The organism is Vibrio sp. SBT000027, from assembly GCF_963894355.1.
Classification (GTDB): Bacteria; Pseudomonadota; Gammaproteobacteria; order Enterobacterales; family Vibrionaceae; genus Vibrio; species Vibrio splendidus.
Genome location: NZ_CAWQGD010000004.1, coordinates 814,776 through 839,069 on the forward strand (window position 1 = coordinate 814,776; position 24,294 = coordinate 839,069).

Consider the following 24,294-nt stretch of genomic DNA (forward strand, 5'->3'; position numbering starts at 1 on the left):
TTTTTTGTGCGTGCCACAAAGTGATTTATAAATAAAAGGTTCTTTAATAAATGGTTAAGCAGTCAAGTTGCATATGAATTCAACGCGTGATTTAGTCTGTCTTGGTGCATTTCCAAATCTGTTTTGGTGCAGTGCTTTATGCTGTTTTGTATAAAGTGATAATCCTCACAAATAGTGCAGTCTATTTAGGGGATATGTGATGTGCAATTAGATTTCATGTGGCATTAATGTTAATTTGCCGACAGTGTTCTAGCATAAGATGCTAAATAAAAGTATCAATTCAGATACATCAACACTAAAGGCTGTTTTTTAATTAATTCCTATGTGTAATTAACTATTCATTAGGTTTTTATTAGAGATTTACACTGTTACCTTGAGTAATTCGGAGAATTATCCGATTTTTTGCGACTTGTTTATGGCAAATTACTTCAATGGTTGATAGTGTGTGCCTCAATCTTTGTAAGGTTTTAGATTTTTATGCTTAAATTTTGAGCTAAATAAATCTAAATCACTGCCGTTCAGTGAACTTAGCAAAGAAGTCATGGATGCAATACGTAAAACTTGGAGTTTATTAAATGTACAAGAATAAAATCACTCAGGCCCTTCTTCTAGGTGCTGGTTTGGCAGTGGCTGCCACTTCTACTCTTTCTATCGCTGCTGAAGTTCCAGCTGGCACAGAACTAGCAAAAGTTCAGGAACTTGTTCGCGGTAACGGTACTGAAGTTGCGACTATCGACCCACACAAATCTCAAGGTGTACCAGAATCTCACGTAATTCGTGATCTTCTAGAAGGTCTAGTGAACCAAGATGGCGAAGGTAATACAATCCCAGGTGTAGCCGAAAGCTGGGAAACGACGGACAACAAAACATTCACTTTCCACCTACGTAAAGATGCAAAATGGTCTAACGGCGATCCTGTAACAGCTGAAGATTTCGTTTACAGCTGGCAACGTGCAGTCGATCCTGCCACTGCTTCTCCATATGCTTGGTACATGGAATATACCAAGATGGTGAATGCGAAAGACATCGTAGCGGGTAAGAAAGACAAGAGTGAGCTAGGTGTTAAAGCTGTAGATGCAAACACGCTTGTTGTTGAACTAGATACAGCGGTACCATATTTCGTAATGATGATGGGCCACACAACAATGAAGCCAGTACATCAGGCGACTGTTGAAAAATTCGGTGACCAATGGACTAAGCCGGGTAACTTTGTAGGTAACGGCGCGTTTTCTGTCGATAAATGGGTTGTTAATGAACGCCTAGTACTCAAGCGTAACGATCAATACTGGAACAATGATAAAACTGTTCTGAATAAAGTAACGTTCCTACCAATCGAAAACCAAGTTGCGGAAATGAACCGTTTCCTATCTGGTGAAATCGACTTTACAAATGAACTTCCAACTGAGCACTTCAAGCGCCTTAAGAAAGAGTATGCGGAAGATGTATCTGTAGCGGGTAACCTATGTACTTACTACTACATCTTTAACACTAAGAAAGCACCATTTGATGATGTTCGTGTACGTAAAGCAATCTCTTACGCAATTGACCGTAATATCGTAAGTGACGCAATCCTAGCACAAGGTCAAAAACCAGCTTACTTCCTAACGCCTGAAATCACAGCTGGCTTTAACCCTGAACTTCCTGCTTACGGCAAGATGTCTCAAAAAGAACGTAATGAAGAAGCTGCACGCCTTCTTGAAGAAGCGGGTTACGGCAAAGACAACCCACTAAACTTCAACCTACTTTACAATACTTCTGAAAACCACAAGAAGATTGCTGTAGCGCTAGGTTCTATGTGGAAGAAAACACTGGGTCTTAAAGTAACGCTTGAAAACCAAGAGTGGAAAACTTACCTATCTTCTAAAGATTCAGGTGATTTCGAAGTAGCACGTGCTGGTTGGTGTGGTGACTACAACGAAGCGTCGTCATTCCTAACGCTAATGAAGAGTAACAACACTACCGGTGGTGTTCACTACGATAGCGCTGAGTACGACCAAATCATTGATAAAGCACTTAACTCTACATCAGCAGAAGAGCGTGAAGCACTTTACCTAGAAGCTGAGGCGTTAATGGCTAAAGACATGCCTATCGCACCTATCTACCAATACGTGAAATCACGTCTACTAAATCCGCACGTTGGTGGCTTCCCTACTAACAACGCGGAAGATAAGATCTTCTCGAAAGACTTATACATCAAAGCTCAATAATAAGAGCTTAGATTCTAAAAAGTTAATATAACTATAACGATACAGACACTACATGCGCAGAGCGCGCATGTAGCGTCTTTCTAATTTTAATTGTCACAGACTGAAAGAGTGAGTTTATGCTTAAATTCATTATGAAAAGGATATTTGAAGCGATTCCAACCATGTTGGTGTTGATCACTATATCTTTCTTTCTCATGCGTTTCGCACCGGGTAACCCGTTTTCAAGCGAACGTCCATTACCGCCAGAAGTTATGGCTAACATCGAAGCTAAATACGGCTTAGATAAACCTGTATTTGAACAGTACACCACGTACTTGACCAACATCCTTCAGGGTGACTTTGGTCCATCTTTTAAATACCAAGATTACACAGTAAATGAGCTGATTGCGGTTGCGCTTCCAGTATCTGCGAAGGTAGGTTTTGTTGCCTTTATCTTCACATTATTGATGGGGGTAACGGTCGGAACCATTGCCGCCTTGAAGCACAACACCTGGATCGACTACACCATAATGTCGACCGCCATGCTCGGGGTGGTGATGCCATCCTTCGTGTTGGCTCCAGCGCTTATCTACCTATTCTCTCTACACTGGCATATATTTCCAGCAGGTGGTTGGCACGGTGGTACGTACATGTACATCGTCCTACCCGTTATCGCGATGTCTCTTTTATACGTAGCAACCTTTGCTCGTATCACTCGCGGTAGCATGATTGAAACCCTAAACAGTAACTTTATCCGTACCGCTCGAGCTAAAGGTCTAAGTTACCGTTATATCGTTCTTAAACATGCGCTTAAGCCAGCAATGCTACCTGTTGTTTCATACATGGGGCCTGCGTTTGTAGGTATCATTACAGGTTCAGTTGTTGTTGAAACCATCTTCGGCCTACCGGGTATTGGTAAGCTGTTTGTTAATGCCGCGTTTAACCGTGATTATTCGTTAGTAATGGGTGTAACCATTTTGATTGGTTTCCTATTCATCTTGTTCAACGCAATCGTTGATATTTTACTAGCGCTTATTGACCCGAAAATTCGCTACTAGCAGGGACGCATGGTTATGTTGAAGAAAAAAGAAAACTTAGAAGCGATCGAAAAATTCTCTGAGAGTTTGGAAATTGAAGGTCGTAGCTTGTGGCAGGATGCGCGTATTCGTTTTATGCGCAACAAAGCCGCAATGATCAGTCTGTTCATTCTAATTGTTATGGTGCTATCGGTAATCTTCTTACCTATGTTGGCACAGCATGCTTACGATGATACTGACTGGTACGCAATGCACGTAGGCCCAAATGCTGATCACTGGTTTGGTACCGACAGTTTAGGCCGTGACCTATATGTTCGTACGATGATCGGTGGCCGTATTTCACTTATGGTTGGTGTGATGGGTGCATTCGTAGCGGTACTGATTGGTACGCTTTACGGTGCAGCTTCAGGCTTCATTGGCGGTCGCACTGACCGAGTGATGATGCGTATCCTAGAGATCCTATACGCAGTGCCATTCATGTTCCTAGTTATCGTACTGGTGACATTCTTTGGTCGTAATATCGTACTTATCTTCGTTGCTATCGGTGCGATTGCTTGGCTCGATATGGCGCGTATTGTACGTGGCCAAACGTTGAGTTTACGTAGTAAAGAGTTCATTGAGGCTGCGCACGTATGTGGTGTCAGTAAATGGAAAATCATTACACGTCATATCGTACCGAACGTATTGGGTATTGTTGCGGTTTACTCAACGCTCCTTATTCCAAGCATGATCCTTACTGAATCGTTCTTATCTTTCCTTGGTCTTGGTGTTCAAGAGCCTATGACAAGTTGGGGCGCGCTGTTACAAGAAGGCTCGCAAACAATGGAAGTTGCTATTTGGCAACTGGCATTCCCAGCGGCATTCATGGTAGTTACGCTGTTCTGCTTTAACTACGTAGGTGATGGTCTGCGCGACGCGCTTGATCCAAAAGACAGATAAAGAAATAGCAATTAAAAGCTATAAAAGATTAAGGAAGCAATAATGAGCTTATTAGATGTCAAAGATCTGCGCGTCGAATTTACCACGCAAGATGGTATCGTAACCGCAGTAAACGACCTGAACTTCTCACTCAATCAAGGCGAAACGCTGGGTATTGTTGGTGAGTCGGGTTCGGGTAAATCTCAAACGGTATTTGCACTGATGGGACTGCTGGCTAAGAACGGCATCATCTCAGGCAGTGCAAAGTTTGAAGGTAATGAGATTCTCAATCTACCTGAGAAAGCACTGAACAAAGTTCGCGCTGAACAGATCGCGATGATCTTCCAAGATCCAATGACGTCACTGAATCCTTACATGAAAGTATGTGATCAGTTGATGGAAGTGCTTATGCTGCATAAAGGCATGGGCAAAGCGGAAGCGTTCGAAGAATCAGTACGTATGCTGGAAGCGGTGAAAATCCCTGAGGCACGTAAACGTATTACCATGTATCCACACGAATTTTCTGGCGGTATGCGTCAACGTGTGATGATTGCAATGGCTTTGCTATGTCGTCCAAAACTACTGATTGCTGATGAACCAACAACGGCGTTGGATGTAACCATTCAAGCGCAAATCATGGAATTGCTGAACGAGCTTAAAGATGAGTTCAATACAGCAATCATCATGATCACCCATGATTTGGGTGTCGTTGCCGGTTCTTGTGACAAAGTTCTAGTGATGTACGCTGGCCGTACCATGGAATACGGCACAGTAGATGAAATCTTCTATGAGCCTAGCCACCCTTATGCGGAAGGCCTGCTTAAAGCAATTCCTCGTTTGGATACCGAAGGTGAAATTCTGCCGACGATTCCAGGTAACCCACCTAACTTACTTCGCCTGCCAACAGGTTGTCCTTACCAAGATCGTTGTCATCGAGTAATGGACCGTTGTAAGCAAGAAGCACCAATTTTGCAGCCATTTGCGAAAGATCGCCAGCGTGCTTGTTTTTCTGATTGGGAGACTTGGACAAAATGAGTAAAGAATTACTATTAGATATTAAAAACCTTAAGGTTCACTTTAGCATTGCGGCTAAGTCTGCTTGGCCTTGGGCGAAACCATCAAACCTTAAAGCGGTTGATGGTGTGGATGTTCACCTTTACGAAGGTGAGACTCTGGGTGTAGTAGGGGAGTCTGGCTGTGGTAAGTCAACATTTGCACGCGCAATTATTGGTTTAGTTGAGGCAACTGAAGGCGAGGTTATGTGGTTAGGTCAAGACCTGACTAAGATGCAGGAAGTGAAGCGTCGTGAGACTCGTAAAGAGATTCAGATGATCTTCCAAGACCCGCTAGCATCGCTTAACCCACGTATGTCAGTTGGAGATATTATTGCTGAGCCTCTACAAACTTTCTATCCAGAGCTTTCTAAACAGGAAGTGAAAGATCGAGTTAAAGAGATGATGGCAAAGGTTGGTCTACTACCCAACGTAATCAACCGTTACCCACATGAATTCTCTGGTGGCCAGTGTCAACGTATCGGTATCGCACGTGCACTTATCTTGAAGCCTAAGATGATCATCTGTGATGAGCCGGTTTCTGCTCTGGATGTCTCTATCCAAGCTCAAGTAGTAAACCTTCTTATGGAACTACAGAAAGAGTTAGGTTTGTCTTTGGTATTCATCGCGCACGATTTGTCGGTTGTGAAACACATCTCTGACCGTGTATTGGTGATGTACTTAGGTAATGCTGTTGAACTAGGTGAATCAGATGCCTTGTTCTCAGACCCTAAACACCCATATACCAAAGCATTGATGTCTGCAGTTCCGATCCCAGACCCTCGCTTAGAGCGCAGCAAAACGATTCAGATGTTGGAAGGTGATTTACCATCGCCAATCAACCCACCATCGGGTTGTGTGTTCCGTACTCGTTGCCCTGAAGCAACCGAGGCCTGCGCGCAAACCAAGCCAACCATTCAAGGCGATGACGTACACGCAGTATCTTGCTTGCACGTACAAGTCTAGAACCCGTTTGATACGGTTCAGCCTGTGACAGGCTTAAGCGCAACTTTTTATAGGTTGCGCTTTTTTTATGCTTACGTATTCGAGGATCTTCACCTTCATCAAATTATTTGAACAACTAAGCCAACTTCTTCTAGTTTTGAAAAAGTTGGCTTTTTTTATACTAATACCAATCGTAGTAAATAACTGCTCATCCTAGCTTGTTAAAACGCTCGATAACGGCGTTAGAATTTTTGATTGTAGAATAACTACTAACAGAAAAATTCTTCCTTGTTCTCAAGCCTTTTCTCTGCGCTATTTCTGAACATTTACTTACTGTGATTGGTATAAAAAATTTTGGATGACAGAGGTTTGGATATGGGTAAGTTAGTTGAAGGTGTTTGGCATGACGTTTGGTATGACACCAAGGAAAGCGGTGGCAAGTTTGTTCGCGAAGATGCAGGCTTTCGTCATTGGATAGAGAACAAAGCCGGTGCACAATTTCAGCCAGAAAGCGGTCGTTATCACTTATACGTATCATTGGCTTGCCCTTGGGCGCACCGAACTTTAATCTTCCGTGAACTTAAAGAGCTAACCGATCATATTGACGTGACGGTCGTCTGCCCAGACATGATGAGTGAAGGGTGGCAAATGGGGCTACCTGAACCTCTATTCGGCCATACTCGTATGCACCAAATTTACACTCAAGCCAAGCCTGATTACTCAGGGCGAGTAACGGTTCCAGTGCTATGGGATAAGAAAACCAACACCATCGTGAGCAACGAGTCGTCTGAAATTATTCGCATGTTCAACTCAGAATTTAATGAGTTAACAGGCAACACGGATGATTACTATCCATGGGAGTTGGCAAAGAAGGTTGATGAGTGGAATGATTATATTTATCCGAACATCAACAACGGCGTTTATCGTACTGGCTTTGCAACGACACAAGAAGCTTATGAAGAAGCGTATGACGCGTTATTTGAGGCGTTAGACAAAGTAGATGCACATCTTAGTGAACATCGTTATCTAGCGGGTAATGACATCACAGAAGCAGACTGGAGGTTGTTTACCACTCTGGTTCGATTCGATGCAGTGTATGTTGGTCACTTTAAGTGTAACAAGCAGCGAATTTCAGACTACGTCCATATTCAGGGCTACTTAAAAGAGCTCTACCAGGTCGAAGGTATTAAAGAGACGACCGACTTTTATCACATCAAACGTCACTACTATTACAGCCACACTGGTATTAATCCGACTCAAGTTGTGCCCAAAGGACCAGCATTAGATTTAGAGTCAGCCCATGGGCGAGGCTAGATTAATCTTAAAAGTATCAAATAACCTTAAGCATTAGACATAAAAAACCCTAGATAAGAATCTAGGGTTTTTGCTTTCTACAAAAGAAAAATTAGTTAATTACTTTTTCTTCAGCTTGAGCTGCTTGGTCTGCTTGGATAGCCGTTAGAGCTACTGTGTAAACGATATCGTCTACTAGAGCGCCACGAGACAAGTCATTTACTGGCTTGCGCATACCTTGAAGCATTGGACCGATAGACACTAGGTCTGCTGAACGCTGTACAGCTTTGTAAGTCGTGTTACCCGTGTTTAGGTCTGGGAATACGAATACTGTCGCTTTACCTGCAACTGGAGAGTTAGGCGCTTTAGAAGCGGCTACGTTTTCCATGATTGCTGCGTCGTACTGAAGAGGACCGTCGATCACTAGATCAGGACGTTTCGCTTGAGCAAGTTTGGTTGCTTCACGTACTTTATCTACGTCTGCACCTTTACCAGATTCACCAGTAGAGTAAGAGATCATAGCAACGCGTGGGTCGATACCGAATGCCGCAGCAGAATCTGCAGATTGGATAGCGATTTCAGCAAGCTGTTCAGCTGTTGGATCTGGGTTGATCGCACAGTCACCGTATACAAGCACTTGATCAGGCAGAAGCATGAAGAAGATTGAAGATACGATAGAAGCATCAGGAGCCGTCTTGATGATCTGGAACGGAGGAACGATTGTGTTCGCCGTTGTGTGAACAGCACCAGAAACTAGGCCGTCAACTTCACCAGCTTCAAGCATCATAGTACCTAGGAATACTGAATCGTCTAGCTTCTCACGAGCGACAACTTCAGTCATACCTTTAGCGCCACGAAGTTCTACTAGACGAGCTACGTAGTTTTCGCGAACTGATGCAGAATCGATGATCTCAACGCCAGCGCCTAGCTCAACACCTTGTTGTGCAGCAACGCGACGGATTTCGTCTGGGTTACCAAGAAGCACACAAGTTGCGATACCGCGTTCAGCACAGATAGAAGCTGCTTTAACAGTACGTGGCTCATCACCTTCAGGAAGAACGATACGCTTAGCCGCTTTACGAGCGAATTCAGTTAACTGGTAACGGAATGCTGGTGGGCTTAGACGACGGATGCCTTGAGTACCTTCAGATAGAGAATCAATCCAAGGGCCATCAATGTGGCTTGCAACGTGATCGTTAACGAACTCGATACGCTCTTTATCGTCTGCAGGAACTTCTAGGTTGAAGCTCTGTAGGTTTAGAGACGTCTGCCAAGTGTTACCTTGAGCCTTGAAGATCGGTAGACCTGACGCGAATGCTGGTGCACAAAGGTTAGCAATGCTTTCTGGAATGTCGTAACCGCCAGTCAGTAGGATTGCGCCAATCTCAACACCGTTTTTGGCAGCAAGAGCCGCAGCAACGATAACGTCAGGACGGTCTGCAGAAGTTACTAGCAGTGAACCTGGTTTGAAGTGCTCAATCATGTGCGGTAGAGAACGTGCACAGAAAGTGATGCTCTTAATACGACGAGTTGAGATTTCACCTTCGTTAACGATTTCAGCGTTAAGGTGTTTAGCCATATCAACCGCACGAGTAGCGATTAGGTCGATGCTCCATGGCACACAGCCAAGAACACGGATAGGGCTAGAGTTGAAGATTTGCATTACTTCAAGGTTCGCTTGTTGAGCGCTATCTGCATCATCGAAGATTTCAGAAAGGTCAGGGCGAGTACGGCCAGCTTCATCAACAGGTGCATTCAGTTTGTTAATAATAACGCCTGAGATGTTCTTGTTTTTAGTGCCGCCGAAGTTAGAACATGCTACTTCGATGTGCTCTTTAAGCTGAATAGGGTTGTATGTACCCGGAGTCGCAACGAATACGATCTCTGCGCCTAGTGTTTTAGCGATTTCCGCGTTCACTTGGTTAGCAAATGGGTGCTTACGAGTAGGTACTAGACCTTCGATAAGCGTTACTTCTGCATCTTTGTTTATCTTGTTGTATTGCTCAACAACAGACTCTAGAAGCTCGTCCATTTTTTCGCTACCGATCAAAGCTTCAGCTTTAGTCATTGCGATTGGCTCACCAATCTTAATGTCGCTGTTTGCGCTGATGATAGTAGACGTTAAATCAGGTTGATTACCACCGCTGCGAGGTTGAGCGATTGGCTTGTAGAAAGAAACACTTACGCCCTTACGCTCCATAGCGCGAAGAACACCCATGCTAACACTAGTAAGACCAACACCAGCGCTTGTAGGGATAAGCATAATAGTACGGGACATTGACGAACACCTTTGACTATTGGAAATAAAAAAAGCTCAACTGCTATTCCTACCGACATTTAAATTGGGGTAGGAATAGAAGTTGAGCCCCATTTTCTTGATATGAAAAACTGACTAGCTTCGAGTGAAGCTAGTCAGGAAAATCAATTAAAGACCTGCTAGTTTCGCAGTGTCTTCAGCAATTACTAGCTCTTCATTAGTAGAGATAACCATTGCAGGGATACGGCTGTTAGCTGTAGTGATAGTACCTTCGCCGCCGAAACGTGCTTTAAGGTTAGCTTCGCTGTCAACTTCGATGCCGAAGATGCCTAGGCGGTTAAGAACCATTTCACGGATTGGGCCAGAGTTCTCGCCGATGCCGCCAGTGAAAGTGATTGCGTCTAGACGACCTTCTAGAGTTGCAGTGTAACCAGCAACGTACTTAGCTAGACGGTGACAGAACACGTCCATTGCACGAGTTGCTTCTTCTTTCTCACCGTAGTTGTCTTCAACGAAACGACAGTCAGAAGTCACTTCAGTTAGACCAGCTAGGCCAGACTCTTTAGTTAGCATGTTGTTGATTTCTTCAACAGAGTAACCAAGAGCGTCGTGTAGGTGGAAGATGATCGCAGGATCTAGGTCACCACAACGAGTACCCATTACTAGACCTTCAAGAGGAGTAAGACCCATAGAAGTATCTACAGATTGACCGTTCTTGATAGCACATACAGATGCGCCGTTACCTAGGTGACAGTTGATGATGTTAACTTCTTCAACTGGCTTGTTTAGTAGACCAGCAACTTCACGAGTAATGAACAGGTGAGAAGTACCGTGCATGCCGTAACGACGGATGCCGTGCTCTTTGTACAGGTTGTACGGTAGAGCGTATAGGTAAGACTCAGAAGGCATTGTTTGGTGGAACGCAGTGTCAAATACAGCAACGTTTTGTAGGCCAGGGAAGTTCTGTTGAGCCGCTTCGATACCGATAAGGTGAGCTGGGTTATGAAGAGGTGCGAAAGTCGCAGCGTCTTGAATACCCTTAAGAACTTCATCAGTGATAAGTGCAGAAGAAGTGAACTGTTCGCCACCGTGTACGATACGGTGACCGATAGCGCCAAGGTTAGCTTTAAGCTCAGGCTTAGAAGCAAGAATAGTTTCTACCATGAAAGATAGTGCTTCTACGTGAGCTGCGCCCGCGCCTAGTTGTGCTTCATGCTTGCCGTCAAGTTTCCACTTCATACGAGCTTCTGGAAGACCAAGACACTCAGCAAGACCAGTTAGGTGCTCAGCACCTGTTTCTGCATCAACAACAGCAAATTTAAGAGAAGAACTACCACAGTTTAAAACTAAAACTAGCTTAGACATTAATGACTACCTGTTTATTTTTCTGATCGAAATCAGTTAAGGATGAAAATTAATCTCAAGAATAGTCGAAGCACATAGGCTTGCGTACTAACCTTGGTCAAAAAAACGTTAATTTCCGTATTAAAGTGAAAGCGCACTTTTTCAGAAAAAGAGGCTTTTGCATTCCTTGCAGAAGTCGTCTCAAAGTTGCTTAAATTGTAAATAAGGGCAACAATGAGATTGAGGTCTGCAAATAATAGCGATATTGTGCAAATATAACAAAAAAATTTGAAAGAATATTATTTTTCGTCAAATTTTTGTGTTTTTAGTTGATGATTTCAACTTTTTTTTAATGGGAGACTCATATGAGTAATAGAGTTGGTTTAGCGAGCAGTTTAAAAGATGGCCAAAAGTACATGGATCTCTGGCCTGTTCGAAAAGAGTTAAACGCTATCTTCCCTGAACAGCGCATCATTAAAGCCACGCGTTTTGGTGTGAAAGTGATGCCAGCGATAGCTGCTATTAGTATTCTGACACAAATGGTCTTCAACAATTATCATGCGATGCCGCAAGCTGTGGTTATGGCGTTGTTTGCGATCAGCTTGCCGCTTCAAGGCATGTGGTGGTTAGGTAACCGTTCGAATACTCAATTACCGCCAGCATTGGTTTCTTGGTATCGAGAGTTGCACGAGAAGATCAGCGAAACAGGTTTTGCATTGGAACCAATGAAACCACGCCCTCGTTACAAAGAGTTGGCGATCATTTTGAATCGCGCATTTCGTCAGCTAGACAAATCTTCAATGGAACGTTGGTTCTAGCAGGTCGTCTTATCTCTCCCTCTAGTCTGAGAACAGTCATACATCATCGATAACTCGTTCTCAGATTTGCTCCTCTCTTCTAATCGCTTCACTTGTCTTTTATTCGCTTAGCCTCCCTTGATCCACATAGCCTTGCCTTTATTTGCCGTGCTTATCTTGTATTCATTGAGTTTCTTACCTTTTAAATTAAACAAACCCGCTTATCCCCGCATAATTCGAACCTTGTTGTATTTTTGTTAAATATCACTTCAAGTTATCAATGGTTACTGGTAATAATGTCAATAGTGATTTTTGATGTTGTTCTCTTCGAGCGAGTAATAACGAGTAGAGCTTGATTTAGGGAGCGATAATGAGTTCTGTAAGAAAGGTATTGGCAGCAGTTTTAAGCTGTCTGTTGTTGCTATGGACTGGCAATGTAATGGCGAACGTCGCCAAAGTGTCGGTTTCACAAGTTGTCGACCATCCAGATCTGAATGCGACGCGTCTAGGGCTTCTTGAAGGGTTAAGAGCCAAAGGTTACGAACCGGGAAAAAATTTAGAATTCTCCTATGAAATGGCTGATGGTAACCCCGCTCAGGCAGCAAAAATTGCCAGAGAGCTCGTCAGCGAAAACCCTCATGTCTTAGTTGGCATCGCGACACCGACTTCGCAAGCTTTGGTCTCTGCGACTCGCTCAATACCGATTGTATTTACCGCGGTTACGGACCCTATCGGTGCAAGGCTTGTTAAACAATTGGATAAACCGGGAAGAAATGTCACGGGCCTTTCTGACTTATCACCTATTTCCCAGCACGTATCTCTTATTAAAGAGCTACTCCCTAATGCAGATTCAATCGGGGTGGTTTATAACCCCGCCGAGGCAAATGCCGTCGCGTTAGTTGGGCTATTGAAGAAGTCGGCACGAGACTTTGGTTTTACTCTGCACACTGAAAAAGCGCTAACCATCGATGATGTAGAATCAAAAACCGAATCCATTGCTAAGAAGTCTGATGTTATTTACGCATTGACAGATAACACTGTTGCAAGTGGTATCGAAGGGCTTATAGAAGCTGCGAACCGGGCTGGAACGCCAGTGGTTGCCGGAGCGACGTCTTATGTGGGTAAGGGGGCGATAGCTGGCTTAGGTCTAGACTACTATGATGTTGGGGTGCAAACCGCCGATTATGTAGCTGCTATTCTGAACGGACAAAAACCGGGGAAGCTGAGTGTTAAAACTGCACAGAGTTCGCAACTGGTTGTGAATTTGGATGCTGCTCGAGAGCTTGGTGTCACATTGCCTCAGTCTGTGATTGATCGTGCGATAGTTAGCCGTTGATGGAGTAATTGAAAATTGGACCTCCTCTTGAAAAATGGTCGATTCATTTGATCATTTTGAGAGAAATCGACTTACTGTAAACAAAGTGGATCTACAAAGCGTGATCTACTTTGACTGATGTTATTTTTCTCGTTGTGGTCAAAGAAATTTTTCATATCTTAAGCAAATTAAATATTGCTCGAGAACCGCTATGAAACCTTTTATCTTTCATGCTCAAACCTCCGATTACTTTCACGAAAAAGAGGGTGTGCTAACCGTAACATTAGTGTCTGAACGCACTGACTGGAATAAGGTTCAGTTGAGGCATGAGCCAGATAACGAAGAGTATCTACTCGACATGGTGCAAGTTGGTACTGAAGGGCGGTTGACGCTGTGGCAAGCCTCTTTCCCTGCGAATACAGACAGAAACGTTACTCACTATGCGTTCAAGCTTGTCGATTCAAAAGGACAGTATTGGCTTGATGCTAAGGGCGTCCATAGCCGCGTCGCGAGTCGTGAGTTTCACTTTAAGTTTAATACCCAACATCGCCCACCATCATGGGTGTCGGAGCAGGTATTTTATCAAATCTTCCCTGAACGATTTTGCAACGGAAATCCGACTATCAGTGTCAAAGCGGGCGAGTATCGCTTAAAAGAAGATACCTTAGATGTCGTAGTGAAAGAATGGGGCGAGCCTGTCGAAGGACACAATGGAACGGGCGCCGCAGAGTTCTTTGGTGGAGACCTAGCGGGTATTCATAGCAAGTTAGATTACCTACAAGATCTAGGCATCACCGCGTTGTATCTCAACCCCATTTTTCAGTCACCGAGCAACCATAAATACGACACAACCGATTACTACAATGTCGACTCCCATTTCGGGACCAATGATGAGTTCTCTGCACTTTCAAAAGACATTCACACGCGTGATATGAGAATCGTTCTGGATGCGGTATTTAATCACACTTCGGTTGAGCACCCTTGGTTTGATAAACTGAAAGCCACTGACTCCGGTGCATATGACAACCCAGGTTCGGCATTTCATGACTATTATTTTTTCGACCCCGAAAACACTCAGCAATATGTTAGTTGGAAAAATATTAGCTCACTTCCAGTCTTAAACTTCTCCAATGTTTCCGTGCGAGAACATATATACCAGTCACAAGACTCTGTGATTAAGCACTGGTTAAAAGCACCTTATAACATCGATGGCTGGCGCTTCGATGTGATTCATATGTTAGGTGAAGGGGAGGGAGCCTATAACAACGCACATTATGTGAAAGCATTCCGTGACTCAGCAAAAGCAGAGAACCCCGAAGCCTACATTTTGGGAGAGCACTTCTTCGAGGCCACATCATGGTTACAGGGAGAGCAAGAAGACGGGTCGATGAACTATTATGGATTTGCTCACCCAGTTCGTGCGCTATTGGCAAAGCAAGACATCGCGTACGAGCCGATTGATATTGATATGTTGGCTTTTTCTGATTGGTTAGCTGAAGCGAGAGCTAAAGTTCCTTGGTTGAATCAATTATCGCAGCTAAATCAACTGGACAGTCATGATACGGCTCGACTGCTAACGCTTCTAAATGGTGACCAAGCTAAGCAAAAACTGGCGCTGACACTACTGTTTACTTATGTCGGAACTCCATGTTTGTACTATGGGACAGAAGTGGGATTAGAAGGTGGTCAAGACCCAGATAATCGCAGATGCTTCCCGTGGGATAAAGAAGATACTTCGCATTGGTTCCCTTTCCATAAAGCGTTGATAAAATTGAGAACAGAACGCTGCAGCTTACAAAGTGGTGCTTACCTAGAGTTATATTGTGATGCAGAGACGTTAGTGTTTACTCGTTGCCTTAGGGGTGAAAAGACACTGGTTGTGCTCAACCTATCTCAAGATGAAAAAGTGTTGTCTTTACCTGTGTGGATGCTCGGACAAGAACAAGGGAAGTTGATTGAATTACAAGGTGAGTTGATTGACTTACAAGGTAAAGTGAAGGGCGAGCCAATTGTTAATGGTGTCGTTGATCTTGTGGTCACAGCGATGGAAGCTAAGATTTATGACGTGGTAAATCGTTGAATTTAAACTGACTAAGACAGTATCCGCTAACCCTGCTTAATGCAGGGGTAGTTTTTTAAAGGAGTCGATTGTTCAATGATACGGCCTGATTCATATCAACTTACACTCTTTTACCTCGAGGAAAATGTCCATTAATGTAATAATATTAATGAAGTAAATGAAAACAGCTGATCGCTAAGAGCACATTATATGAAAGTAAACAGGCACTTTAGCCTTACCTTTGTCTTCGGGTTTCCCGCAGTGATCGCCGCGATGCTACTTGGCCTAATAGGAAAGAACCACTTTGACGCGGTAGAAAAAGACATCAGCAGCGAATTCAACCGTATTGAAGATGTGTTCAAAGGAACCACTAAAGTTGTCACCGCCTTAGACTACAGTTTCTCAAATTACTACAAATCCGGTAATCCTCTTTTCCTCGACCACAACAAGCAAGTGGTTGATGGTCTTTGCCGTATTTGGCCTATCGATAGCCTGCTTCTTGCCGATGGCAAAACTACCGACATTCCTTCCGTTGATATTGATTATATGCTGGTCGGTGAAGAATCTTTGTGTACAGAAACCAGCGGTACCTATAAAAGTGCTTCCGAGAAAATAGCTCTAGCACCTATTCTTTCATTTCTCTCTCAACTTGATGAATTCCACAATGGTGTGCATTTTATTGATAAACGCGGATACGTTATTTCGTCACCGGAAGATTTTGCTAAAGGGCTAGGAAAGGAATTACTTTCGACCATCAAAAGCCGTCCATATTGGCAAAGAACCGCTAACAACCCAGATCTACTGACTTTATCTGGCCCTGCATATCGGTTTGACTCCCTTGACCGAATTATTAGTATGACGATTCCCGTGTTCCATCAAGGAGTGCACCAAGGGATGCTCTCAGTAGATATTGATGCTGACAGGTTACTCGCGAGCTCTAATGAGCACCTAGCGGGTCGGATCGATATTATTGATACGACTTTAGCTAACCCGATTGATACGGCCACGTTCTATCACGAGATTAAGCTAGAAGGGGTCGCGTCTCATCATGCGATGTACTACGAGTTGGATCTTGCTAACGAAGTGGAGCACTTTTTCGTTTATGAAAAAGACAGCCTAATCGTCGCTATTATCGTGTATCTGTTCTCGGTTACGATTTTCTTTTATGTTAACTCCAATATTGAACGTGGTTACTTCAAAGAATTAGCAGCTAAAGACCCAATGACCGGGTTATTGAATCGACGAGGCTTAGAAGCGTTTTGGCGCAGCGTAGAGCACGATCAACTGTTTGCCTTAACGGTATTTGATATAGACGATTTTAAGTCAATTAACGATACTCATGGTCACGATAAAGGTGATGATGTGATTCGTTATATGTCACGTCAAATTAGTAACAGTGTTCGAAGTAGTGATGTGGCAGCACGGTTTGGCGGAGAAGAGTTTGTCGTTTATATGAAAGGCGATGATCGTGAGACGTTGATAAGGACATTAGAGCGTGTAAAAAATGCGGTCTGCGCAAACTCGGCCGACATTGTTCCTAATGGTTTTACGGTGTCTGGCGGTGTTTGTATTGTTGAAACAGAGCAAAACAAGCTTAACTTTGAAGAGATATTTAAATACGCCGATGAAAAACTGTACGTGGCTAAGACGACAGGTAAAGACCAGATCGTATTTTAGCCACTCTATGAAGTTCAATATTGCGATAGGGGGGGGAACTAACTCAAACGGGTTGGTGGTATTCTTCTTGATAACGTTGAAGGCGCTCTACAATAGGTGGCGCTTTTTTGAAAGTACGAATTTCTTTAAATAGTTCGTTCGCTTCAGGGTAGCCTTTACTTAAATAGACAAACCATTGTTTCACTCTATTGGGGTAGTACATGCCTTTATCCCCTTTAATTTGAAACTCGGAATAGCGCAGTAAAAGTGCGATTACTTTATCCCATGGCATTTTCTGGTGGTTGTGCTTAACAACGTTGCCAAGATTGGGAATATTAAAAGCGCCGCGGCAGACCATCAATGAATCAACACCTGTGGCTTCTATGCAATCTTGACCATCTTGGTAGTTCCAGATTTCCCCATTAGCAATCAACGGCAGAGAGGTTTTCTCTCTTATTTGATTGATGTAATCCCATTTGATTTCACTGGCTTTATAGCCGCCTACTTTGGTTCTTGCATGCACAGTGAGTTCGTCAGCTTTTGCTTGCTCGATAGCGTCGACAATTTCAAAGCACTCTTCCGGGTGCTCCCAACCCAATCGGATTTTTGCGGACACGGGAATGTGCGCAGGGACTGCTTCTCGACAGGCGTTCACCACTTGATAGATGAGCTCTGGCTCTTTTAGCAGTGAAGCCCCACCATTACTTTTGTTTACCGCTTTTGCTGGGCACCCAAAATTAAGATCAATGCCTTTAGCGCCTAAGTTTGCCGCTTGAAAAGCATTTTCGGCCATCCAGTTCGGGTGTTGCCCTAGAAGTTGCAGATGGATTGGCACACCAGCCATGGTTTGAGAGCCTTGATGCAGCTCTGGGCAAATACGGTGGAACACATGCGGAGGAAGAAGTTGATCAACGACGCGCACAAACTCTGTCACACAGAGATCGTAATCATTGATCTCTGTAAGAATCTCACGCATTAGGTGGTCTAGTACGCCCTCCATAGGGCCAAGTATTACTCGCATGCTGCTTTACCGAAACTAAGTGAACCGAAAAATTCGAGGCGTGATTGTACGGTTTGTTAGTTAGATTGTCACTAAGGAGCGGTGTTCGCCATTTCTCGGGTTACTCTCACTTCTCCGGTAATCGGTGAATAATAGAGAATGGGTAAACGTTCAGAAGTTGTAAAGCTCGGAGTGTAGTAGTAATAGCACTCGGGTGTTCCTGTATACCAACTAACAATCGCTTCATCAGAAGGAAGGATAAAGCCAGTGTCATATTGAGAACGAGCGACTAAATCAGAATCAATTAAAGAGTTCCAAAGTGCCACACATTGGTCACCTTCTACTTGCGGATCTCCTGTAGGCGGTTGTTCTCTAACCGAAATTGGAAAACCAGTTTCCGACGGATATACATCTCCTTCACCATAATTCACCACTTGATCAAAAGCAGGCTCACCATCGACAAGCCATTGCGAGTGGTACATATCGATGCTGTTTCTAAATGCTGAAAACGCACCTTGCGCTAACGCTTCATGAGCGTCTCGCTGAACACCAAGAAAACGAGGCGCCGCGGTTACCGCTAATACACCTAAAATAACGATCACCACGATAAGCTCGAGTAATGTAAAACCTTGGGACCTTGATTTCATGATGAATACGCCTATATGTAACTGAATGTTTCAGTGGGCTTTTTACACCCAATATTCTGATTATCAAAGCGAAATAAGTAAAATGTCGACGATATTTGAATAGCAATGGTTTGCGTATGGTTACTGGCGGGAAAACAGAGGTAAGTGGTTGGCGACATCTTGGGGAGTATGGCGTTATAATATCGAAAATGCCCCAATATTCAGAGCTTTCATGACATATCAATTATTAAGCCTACCGGAATCAATCACTGACATTACTCCACAGTTCATTGAAGGTTCAATCCTTGCTTCCAACTTAGCGACTAAACCACTCGATCCAGAAGAATGGTTAGCTATCGTTGCACCTGAAACAGGTAAAGAGCTTGTAACAATCGTGACGGAACAGATTAATCGCCAGCACAACCTGATTCAGCGTAGTGAATACTTACTGACAGACGTACTTGTTGATGGTGACTTTAACGAACAATTCGCGGATTTCGCTGAAGGCTTCATGATGGTTTGGCCAACAGTGGAAAAGCAGTGGCAAAGTGTGACTGTCGCGGATGGTACTCTGCGTATGCTGCAAGCACTCCTAACAACCTTGATGCTTGGGATTGATGAAGAGCAAACTCAACAACAAATGGTTGCGGCCGGGCTCGAAAATCCACCAGCACTTGCCGATTTAATCGATCAAATAGATCTGATGATTTCAGAGGTTGCAATGGCGGCTGATGAGGCGATGCTGGGTAATAAGTCACAGAGTGTGAACCCATTTAAAGATATCGGTCGAAACGACCCTTGCCCATGTGAAAGCGGAAAAAAGTTTAAACAATGTTGTGGCAAAAACAGTTAATCACGGCTTGTTGAGTAACTCAGCTTGAGTAACAGACTTTCTTTAAGTGATAAAAATCTTTAGCGATAAAAAAGTCGACCTTGTGGTCGACTTTTTTGTTGTTCTAATTTAGATGATCTAGTGTTAATCGTTTTTCGATTTTACAAATTGAGATATAACCACAAAACCGAAAGCAACCAAGTTACCCGCAAAGATAATCACTAGCCATTGAGGCATTGAAAGCTCTAAGAACTGCCATACCACCTTGCTACAGTCACCGTAAGCTTCAAACATCCACGGAGCCCATTGGTTTAAAGGTGCCCAGCTAGGGAAAGTAACGAATAAATCACAGGTTGCGAAAGGAGACGGATTAAACTGGTAATCGACGTGCTCTAAAGCCAACGTCAAACCTTTGTAGGCGCCAAATCCCCAACCAGCAAGGCCTAACCAACGTGATATTGGGTTATTCGGAGCAATAGCACCAATCATTGCAGCGACACCGATAGCAAGCATAGCAACGCGCTCATAGATACACATAACACAAGGGCCAAGCATCATCACGTGTTGAAAGAAGAGAGCGCATGCCTCAAAAAAGACAATAAAAGCCAGCAGTAAAAGCCAAGATAAACGTCCCTTAGAGAAGTCTTTGAGCATTGCAAAAAAGTTCACGAATTTAATCCCGTCTATAAAATAAAAAAGCTCTGAATACTCAGAGCTTTTTATCTTGGATAAGTTTCCTAATCAACTAATATTTTTGATTAGCTAGGGCGTGTTAACCTTTCGCGGTTAAATTTTGTTCGAGATAAAAGCGTTTTAATCGCGGCGAGGGGAAAGTAGCCTAGTTATTCTAAGCAAATTCCCCTCAACAAAGAGTAAAACGCTTTTAGCCGAACCCTTCGGGCAGCGTTTGCTGGTCATTTCTACTACGTTATCGGCTTCTCATGTAGGCTAGCTACATATCAAAGCCTCTGCCTTGTATAAATACCCAGCAACTCGCTGCAAAATCAGCTCGAAAGGTCAACACGCCCTAAATACACTTATTGTGTTTCGCAACACAAAATCGGATTAGTGACCACCAGAGATAACTGGAGCGACAACCTCACCAGTACGCTGAATGATCCAACCTGCATCGTAGAACCAAGCGGTCATAGGCTCAACAAAGAACACGATACCAGCAAGGCCAACAAGAGCCAGTACGATAGTATATGGCAAAGCCATGATAACCATGCGGCCGTAAGACAGTCTAATTAACGGGGCAAGTGCCGATGTTAATAAGAATAGGAATGCAGCTTGACCGTTTGGCGTAGCAACAGAAGGTAGGTTAGTACCTGTGTTGATAGCAACAGCAAGTAGGTCAAATTGGTCACGAGTGATGATGCCTTCAACCAGTGCAGTTTTCACTTCGTTGATGTAAACCGTACCTACGAACACGTTATCTGACACCATCGATAAGATACCGTTGGCCACATAGAATAGTGCGAGCTGTGCGCCTTTATCTTCAACGTGAAGTACTGCATCGATCACTGGCTTAAACAGTCCCTGGTCAATGATTACAGCAACGACAGCGAAAAAGACAGCAAGAAGTGCAGTAAATGGTAGCGCTTCTTCAAAGGCTTTACCCATCGAGTGTTCTTCAATTACACCAGTAAACGCCGTTGCTAAGATGATAACTGAAAGGCCAATCAAACCGACTTCAGCGACGTGAAGCGCAAGGCCTACGATAAGCCAAACTGCGATTGCACTTTGAACCCATAGTTTTGCTACGTCTTGTTTTGTACGGTTTGCGCGTTCTTTGTTGTCAAATTCAACTAAGATTTGGCGAACGTTATTTGGCAGTTCTGCACCGTAGCCAAATACTTTAAATTTCTCTACAAGTGCACAAGTGATAATGCCGCAGATGAATACAGGCAATGTTACTGGCAACATACGGATGATAAATTCACCGAATTCCCAGCCTGCTTGCTTAGCAATCACTAAGTTTTGCGGTTCGCCTACCATGGTCATTACACCACCGAGTGCAGTACCCACACCAGCGTGCATAAGTAGTGAACGTAGGAAAGCACGGTAGTTTTCTAAATCGTCACGTGTAAGCTCAGAGATTTCTTCATCATGAGTATGATCGTGCGCTGACGTTGTGCCCTTACCTGATGCAACCTTGTGATAGATAGAGTAGAAGCCAACCGCAACGCTAATAACAACGGCGATTACTGTTAGAGCATCTAAGAATGCTGACAAGAAAGCAGCTGCGATACAGAAAGCGACAGAGAGTAGAACTTTGGATTGAATGCCAAGCAGGATCTTCGTGAAAATGAACAAAAGAAGTTCTTTCATGAAATAGATGCCAGCAACCATGAATACTAATAAGAGTAAAACTGGAAGGTTTGCTTGTAGCTCATGATAAACCATTTCGGGTTTGGTCATGCCAATGGCGACCGCTTGAATTGCCAATAAACCACCCGGTTGAAGAGGGTAGCATTTTAGAGCCATAGCTAGAGTGAAAATAAACTCAACCACTAATAGCCAGCCCGCAACAAATGGGTCAACTAGGAAGAAAACAAACGGGTTGATGATTAAAAAGGAAATGATGGCAAGTTTATACCAATCAGGAGCCTTACCAAGGAAGTTCTTGATAAAAGCGTTTCCGAGAGACATCGGCATGTTAATACTCTTTTATGTTGATTATGAATAGATAAGCAATACAACATTTGAGAATCGAGCTATAGAGGTTGTTAAAAACTATAACTAACAGTGACTTAGAAAAACTACATTCCATGTAATGTTCTGTGGTCTTGCCAAGTCACTCCCTTAGAAACTCAAGCACTGCTAATTTTTGAGCGCAACTCTACTCTTAGATAACATTTAGTCAACAGGAAAACCCCTGTAGCCCTAAAAATACCTCTTTTTTGTTGAGAAACGCGATCAAAGTAGCGCAAGCATACCACTTAAAATGTGATAAAAACCGACTAGAATCAATATTTCAGCGAAATGATTGAAATTAACAGAATAACGACGGTTTATATATGATTATTACAACTTAATATTGCAAATTAATAACTTTGAAATTATGACCAATCTCATTGATTTTAAAGAAAATTTGTTGTGTTAATAGTTTGTTGAAATGGTGGTTTATCGTTGCTTGCTTTTCAAACCTAGGGTGCAAACGTGTGCTGAACTTTAGAGTTTTAACTCTACTGGTGTTTTGGAGGAGTAAAATTTTTGAGGGTGTTTCCGCTGGGTGTGAACTAGTGGTATGATGAGTAAATTAGAACAGAATAATTAAATTGGATTGAAGTGTAGATGGTCATTAAGGCTAAAAGCCCGGCAGGATTTGCAGAAAAGTATATCATTGAAAGTATTTGGAATGGCCGTTTCGCTCCAGGTTCTATCTTGCCCGCAGAGCGTGAGCTTTCTGAGCTGATTGGTGTTACACGTACTACGCTTCGTGAAGTACTTCAGCGTCTTGCTCGTGATGGTTGGTTGACAATACAACACGGTAAGCCAACTAAAGTTAACCAGTTTATGGAAACGTCAGGTCTTCATATTCTTGATACATTAATGACGTTGGATGTTGATAACGCAAGCAAAATGGTAGAAGACTTACTTGCTGCACGTACCAACATCAGCCCTATTTTTATGCGTTATGCATTTAAAGCAAATAAAGAAGCTTCTGAGCGTACGATTACTAACGTGATTGAATCTTGTGAAGCTTTACTTGCGGCACCGACATGGGATGAATTCTTAGAGTCTTCCCCGTACGCTGACAAGATCAAACAATCAGTGAAAGAAGACGTAGAAAAAGATGAAACGAAGCGTCAAACGATCTTAGTTGCTAAAACTTTTAACTTCTACGATTACATGCTTTTCCAACGTTTAGCATTCCATTCAGGTAACCAAATTTATGGTCTGATCTTCAACGGTGTTCGTAAATTGTACGACCGTGTTGGCAGCTACTACTTCTCTAACCCAGAAGCTCGTCGCTTAGCCATGGAGTTCTACAAAGACTTGTTTGTTATTTGTGAAAGTGGTGAGCGTGAAAACTTGCCACTTGTGATTCGTAACTACGGTATCGCAAGCGCACAGATTTGGAACGAGATGAAAACAACGTTACCAACAAACTTTACTGAAGACGACAGCTAAGTCTTTTCATTAAAGTACTGTTAGGTTGGTTTACTTATTAAGTAAACGACGTAAAGAAAACGAAAAAGCGGCGAGATAATCAAATTATCTCGCCGCTTTTTATTTATCGATAGTTGGTGAAAACTTATCAATAGGCAGTAACTTACCCTGCAAACTCTTCTGAGTCTGGACGGTTAGTAAATTGCACGCCATTTAGAAAATCGCAAAGTAGTTGGTCTTCACATACTTTGTAGTTCTTGTTCTCTGGCTTACGGAAGTAGGCACCAATTTCGTACTTACTTAGGCTGATGCCTACCACTTCTAATATATCTAATACATCTTCTGCTTTCATGTTCAACGCAATACGCAGCTTCATGAAAATCATGTTGTTAGTCAGAGCAACTTCAGGTTTAGGCTGAACACCCTCCTTTTTTCCACGCTTAAGGTTGATAAAACCATTTAGGAATACCGCTAACTCTTTATCTTTCATCGTAGAGCATGACTTGTCGTTGTCTTCTTTTAGCCAGTTGATCACTTGGTCATGAGCAACGGTCACATCAGCTTGCTCGATAGCTTTAATGATCTGTGCATTTTTAAGGTTTAGCGCGTGTTGAATACGACGCAAGATTTCGTTGTTAGTCACTGGGGATTCCTAAAAAGGGTTTGGAGAGTAAAGAGGTGTTGGTTAGCCCGTTATCGTCGACAAACCAATTTCTACTCTACATAGCATAGTTGACGGCGACTCTAACAGAGAACGCTTATTTTCGGTAGATATAAAAAATCCCCAATGCTTATTAACTCATTCAAGTTAAAAGTGCATTAGGGATTTCGCTATGAGTGCTTGTTATCTGACTGAAGCCA

General features: G+C 43.2%; 19 protein-coding genes. 12 read left to right on the top strand and 7 right to left on the bottom strand.

Features of this window, described 5'->3' with window-relative positions:
* The first annotated feature begins 575 nt into the window (after window positions 1-575).
* The 6 genes from AACU28_RS13625 (at window position 576) to AACU28_RS13650 (ending at window position 7,452) form a co-directional block, all read left to right on the top strand.
* Window positions 576-2,207 carry an ABC transporter substrate-binding protein gene (locus tag AACU28_RS13625; RefSeq protein WP_017093479.1) on the top strand — a complete coding sequence of 544 codons (1,632 nt, stop codon included), beginning with the start codon at window positions 576-578 and terminating at the stop codon, window positions 2,205-2,207.
* Between the two features lie 116 nt (window positions 2,208-2,323).
* A complete protein-coding gene (oppB, locus tag AACU28_RS13630) occupies window positions 2,324-3,244 on the top strand; it encodes an oligopeptide ABC transporter permease OppB (protein ID WP_004734022.1) in 921 nt (306 codons plus the stop codon).
* Between the two features lie 15 nt (window positions 3,245-3,259).
* Complete coding sequence (gene oppC, locus AACU28_RS13635) at window positions 3,260-4,162, top strand: oligopeptide ABC transporter permease OppC (protein WP_004734021.1); 903 nt, start codon at window positions 3,260-3,262, stop codon at window positions 4,160-4,162.
* A gap of 42 nt (window positions 4,163-4,204) precedes the next feature.
* Window positions 4,205-5,176 carry an ABC transporter ATP-binding protein gene (locus AACU28_RS13640; RefSeq protein WP_017078105.1) on the top strand — a complete coding sequence of 324 codons (972 nt, stop codon included), beginning with the start codon at window positions 4,205-4,207 and terminating at the stop codon, window positions 5,174-5,176.
* Complete coding sequence (oppF, locus tag AACU28_RS13645) at window positions 5,173-6,159, top strand: murein tripeptide/oligopeptide ABC transporter ATP binding protein OppF (protein ID WP_004734019.1); 987 nt, start codon at window positions 5,173-5,175, stop codon at window positions 6,157-6,159. The genes AACU28_RS13640 and oppF overlap by 4 nt, the downstream gene beginning before the upstream one ends.
* Before the next feature lie 354 nt (window positions 6,160-6,513).
* Entirely contained in the window at window positions 6,514-7,452 is a 939-nt protein-coding gene (locus tag AACU28_RS13650; protein WP_065605507.1) for a glutathione S-transferase family protein, read from the top strand.
* Between the two features lie 91 nt (window positions 7,453-7,543).
* Here AACU28_RS13650 and pta read toward each other — a convergent pair whose 3' ends face one another.
* Complete coding sequence (gene pta, locus AACU28_RS13655; protein WP_004734017.1) at window positions 7,544-9,709, bottom strand: phosphate acetyltransferase; 2,166 nt, start codon at window positions 9,707-9,709, stop codon at window positions 7,544-7,546.
* A gap of 147 nt (window positions 9,710-9,856) precedes the next feature.
* Entirely contained in the window at window positions 9,857-11,053 is a 1,197-nt protein-coding gene (locus AACU28_RS13660) for an acetate kinase (RefSeq protein ID WP_004734016.1), read from the bottom strand.
* A gap of 344 nt (window positions 11,054-11,397) precedes the next feature.
* On the opposite strand from AACU28_RS13660, the gene yfbV reads away from it, so the two are divergent.
* The 4 genes from yfbV to AACU28_RS13680 all read left to right on the top strand — a co-directional run bounded on the left by yfbV (window position 11,398) and on the right by AACU28_RS13680 (window position 16,880).
* The gene (gene yfbV / locus AACU28_RS13665) at window positions 11,398-11,850 is read left to right on the top strand and encodes a terminus macrodomain insulation protein YfbV (RefSeq protein WP_017084030.1); all 453 of its coding nucleotides are present in this window, start codon (window positions 11,398-11,400) and stop codon (window positions 11,848-11,850) included.
* Window positions 11,851-12,199: 349 nt separating this feature from the next.
* Window positions 12,200-13,165: an ABC transporter substrate binding protein gene (locus AACU28_RS13670; protein WP_017078108.1), complete on the top strand. Its 966-nt coding sequence runs from the start codon at window positions 12,200-12,202 to the stop codon at window positions 13,163-13,165.
* A gap of 190 nt (window positions 13,166-13,355) precedes the next feature.
* Window positions 13,356-15,224, top strand: a complete 1,869-nt coding sequence (gene malZ / locus AACU28_RS13675; RefSeq protein ID WP_121603069.1) for a maltodextrin glucosidase — start codon at window positions 13,356-13,358, stop codon at window positions 15,222-15,224.
* Window positions 15,225-15,413: 189 nt separating this feature from the next.
* The gene (locus tag AACU28_RS13680; protein WP_108112068.1) at window positions 15,414-16,880 is read left to right on the top strand and encodes a GGDEF domain-containing protein; all 1,467 of its coding nucleotides are present in this window, start codon (window positions 15,414-15,416) and stop codon (window positions 16,878-16,880) included.
* Window positions 16,881-16,923: 43 nt separating this feature from the next.
* Here AACU28_RS13680 and dusC read toward each other — a convergent pair whose 3' ends face one another.
* A complete protein-coding gene (dusC, locus tag AACU28_RS13685; RefSeq protein ID WP_017084026.1) occupies window positions 16,924-17,880 on the bottom strand; it encodes a tRNA dihydrouridine(16) synthase DusC in 957 nt (318 codons plus the stop codon).
* A gap of 71 nt (window positions 17,881-17,951) precedes the next feature.
* A complete protein-coding gene (locus AACU28_RS13690) occupies window positions 17,952-18,506 on the bottom strand; it encodes a prepilin-type N-terminal cleavage/methylation domain-containing protein (RefSeq protein ID WP_102481761.1) in 555 nt (184 codons plus the stop codon).
* A gap of 211 nt (window positions 18,507-18,717) precedes the next feature.
* Here AACU28_RS13690 and AACU28_RS13695 point away from each other — a divergent pair, with 211 nt between their 5' ends.
* Window positions 18,718-19,338 carry a YecA family protein gene (locus AACU28_RS13695; RefSeq protein WP_017078113.1) on the top strand — a complete coding sequence of 207 codons (621 nt, stop codon included), beginning with the start codon at window positions 18,718-18,720 and terminating at the stop codon, window positions 19,336-19,338.
* A gap of 123 nt (window positions 19,339-19,461) precedes the next feature.
* Here the strand turns inward: AACU28_RS13695 and dsbB are convergent, their stop codons facing one another.
* Together dsbB and nhaB are read right to left on the bottom strand one after the other, a co-directional pair.
* Window positions 19,462-19,971: a disulfide bond formation protein DsbB gene (dsbB, locus tag AACU28_RS13700; RefSeq protein ID WP_032545975.1), complete on the bottom strand. Its 510-nt coding sequence runs from the start codon at window positions 19,969-19,971 to the stop codon at window positions 19,462-19,464.
* 411 nt (window positions 19,972-20,382) lie between these two features.
* Complete coding sequence (gene nhaB / locus AACU28_RS13705; RefSeq protein WP_004734008.1) at window positions 20,383-21,975, bottom strand: Na(+)/H(+) antiporter NhaB; 1,593 nt, start codon at window positions 21,973-21,975, stop codon at window positions 20,383-20,385.
* A 639-nt stretch (window positions 21,976-22,614) separates the two neighbouring features.
* On the opposite strand from nhaB, the gene fadR reads away from it, so the two are divergent.
* Window positions 22,615-23,454, top strand: a complete 840-nt coding sequence (gene fadR, locus AACU28_RS13710) for a fatty acid metabolism transcriptional regulator FadR (RefSeq protein ID WP_065605503.1) — start codon at window positions 22,615-22,617, stop codon at window positions 23,452-23,454.
* A gap of 142 nt (window positions 23,455-23,596) precedes the next feature.
* Here the strand turns inward: fadR and AACU28_RS13715 are convergent, their stop codons facing one another.
* Entirely contained in the window at window positions 23,597-24,076 is a 480-nt protein-coding gene (locus AACU28_RS13715) for a YehS family protein (protein WP_017084024.1), read from the bottom strand.
* Between the last annotated feature and the right edge of the window lie 218 nt (window positions 24,077-24,294).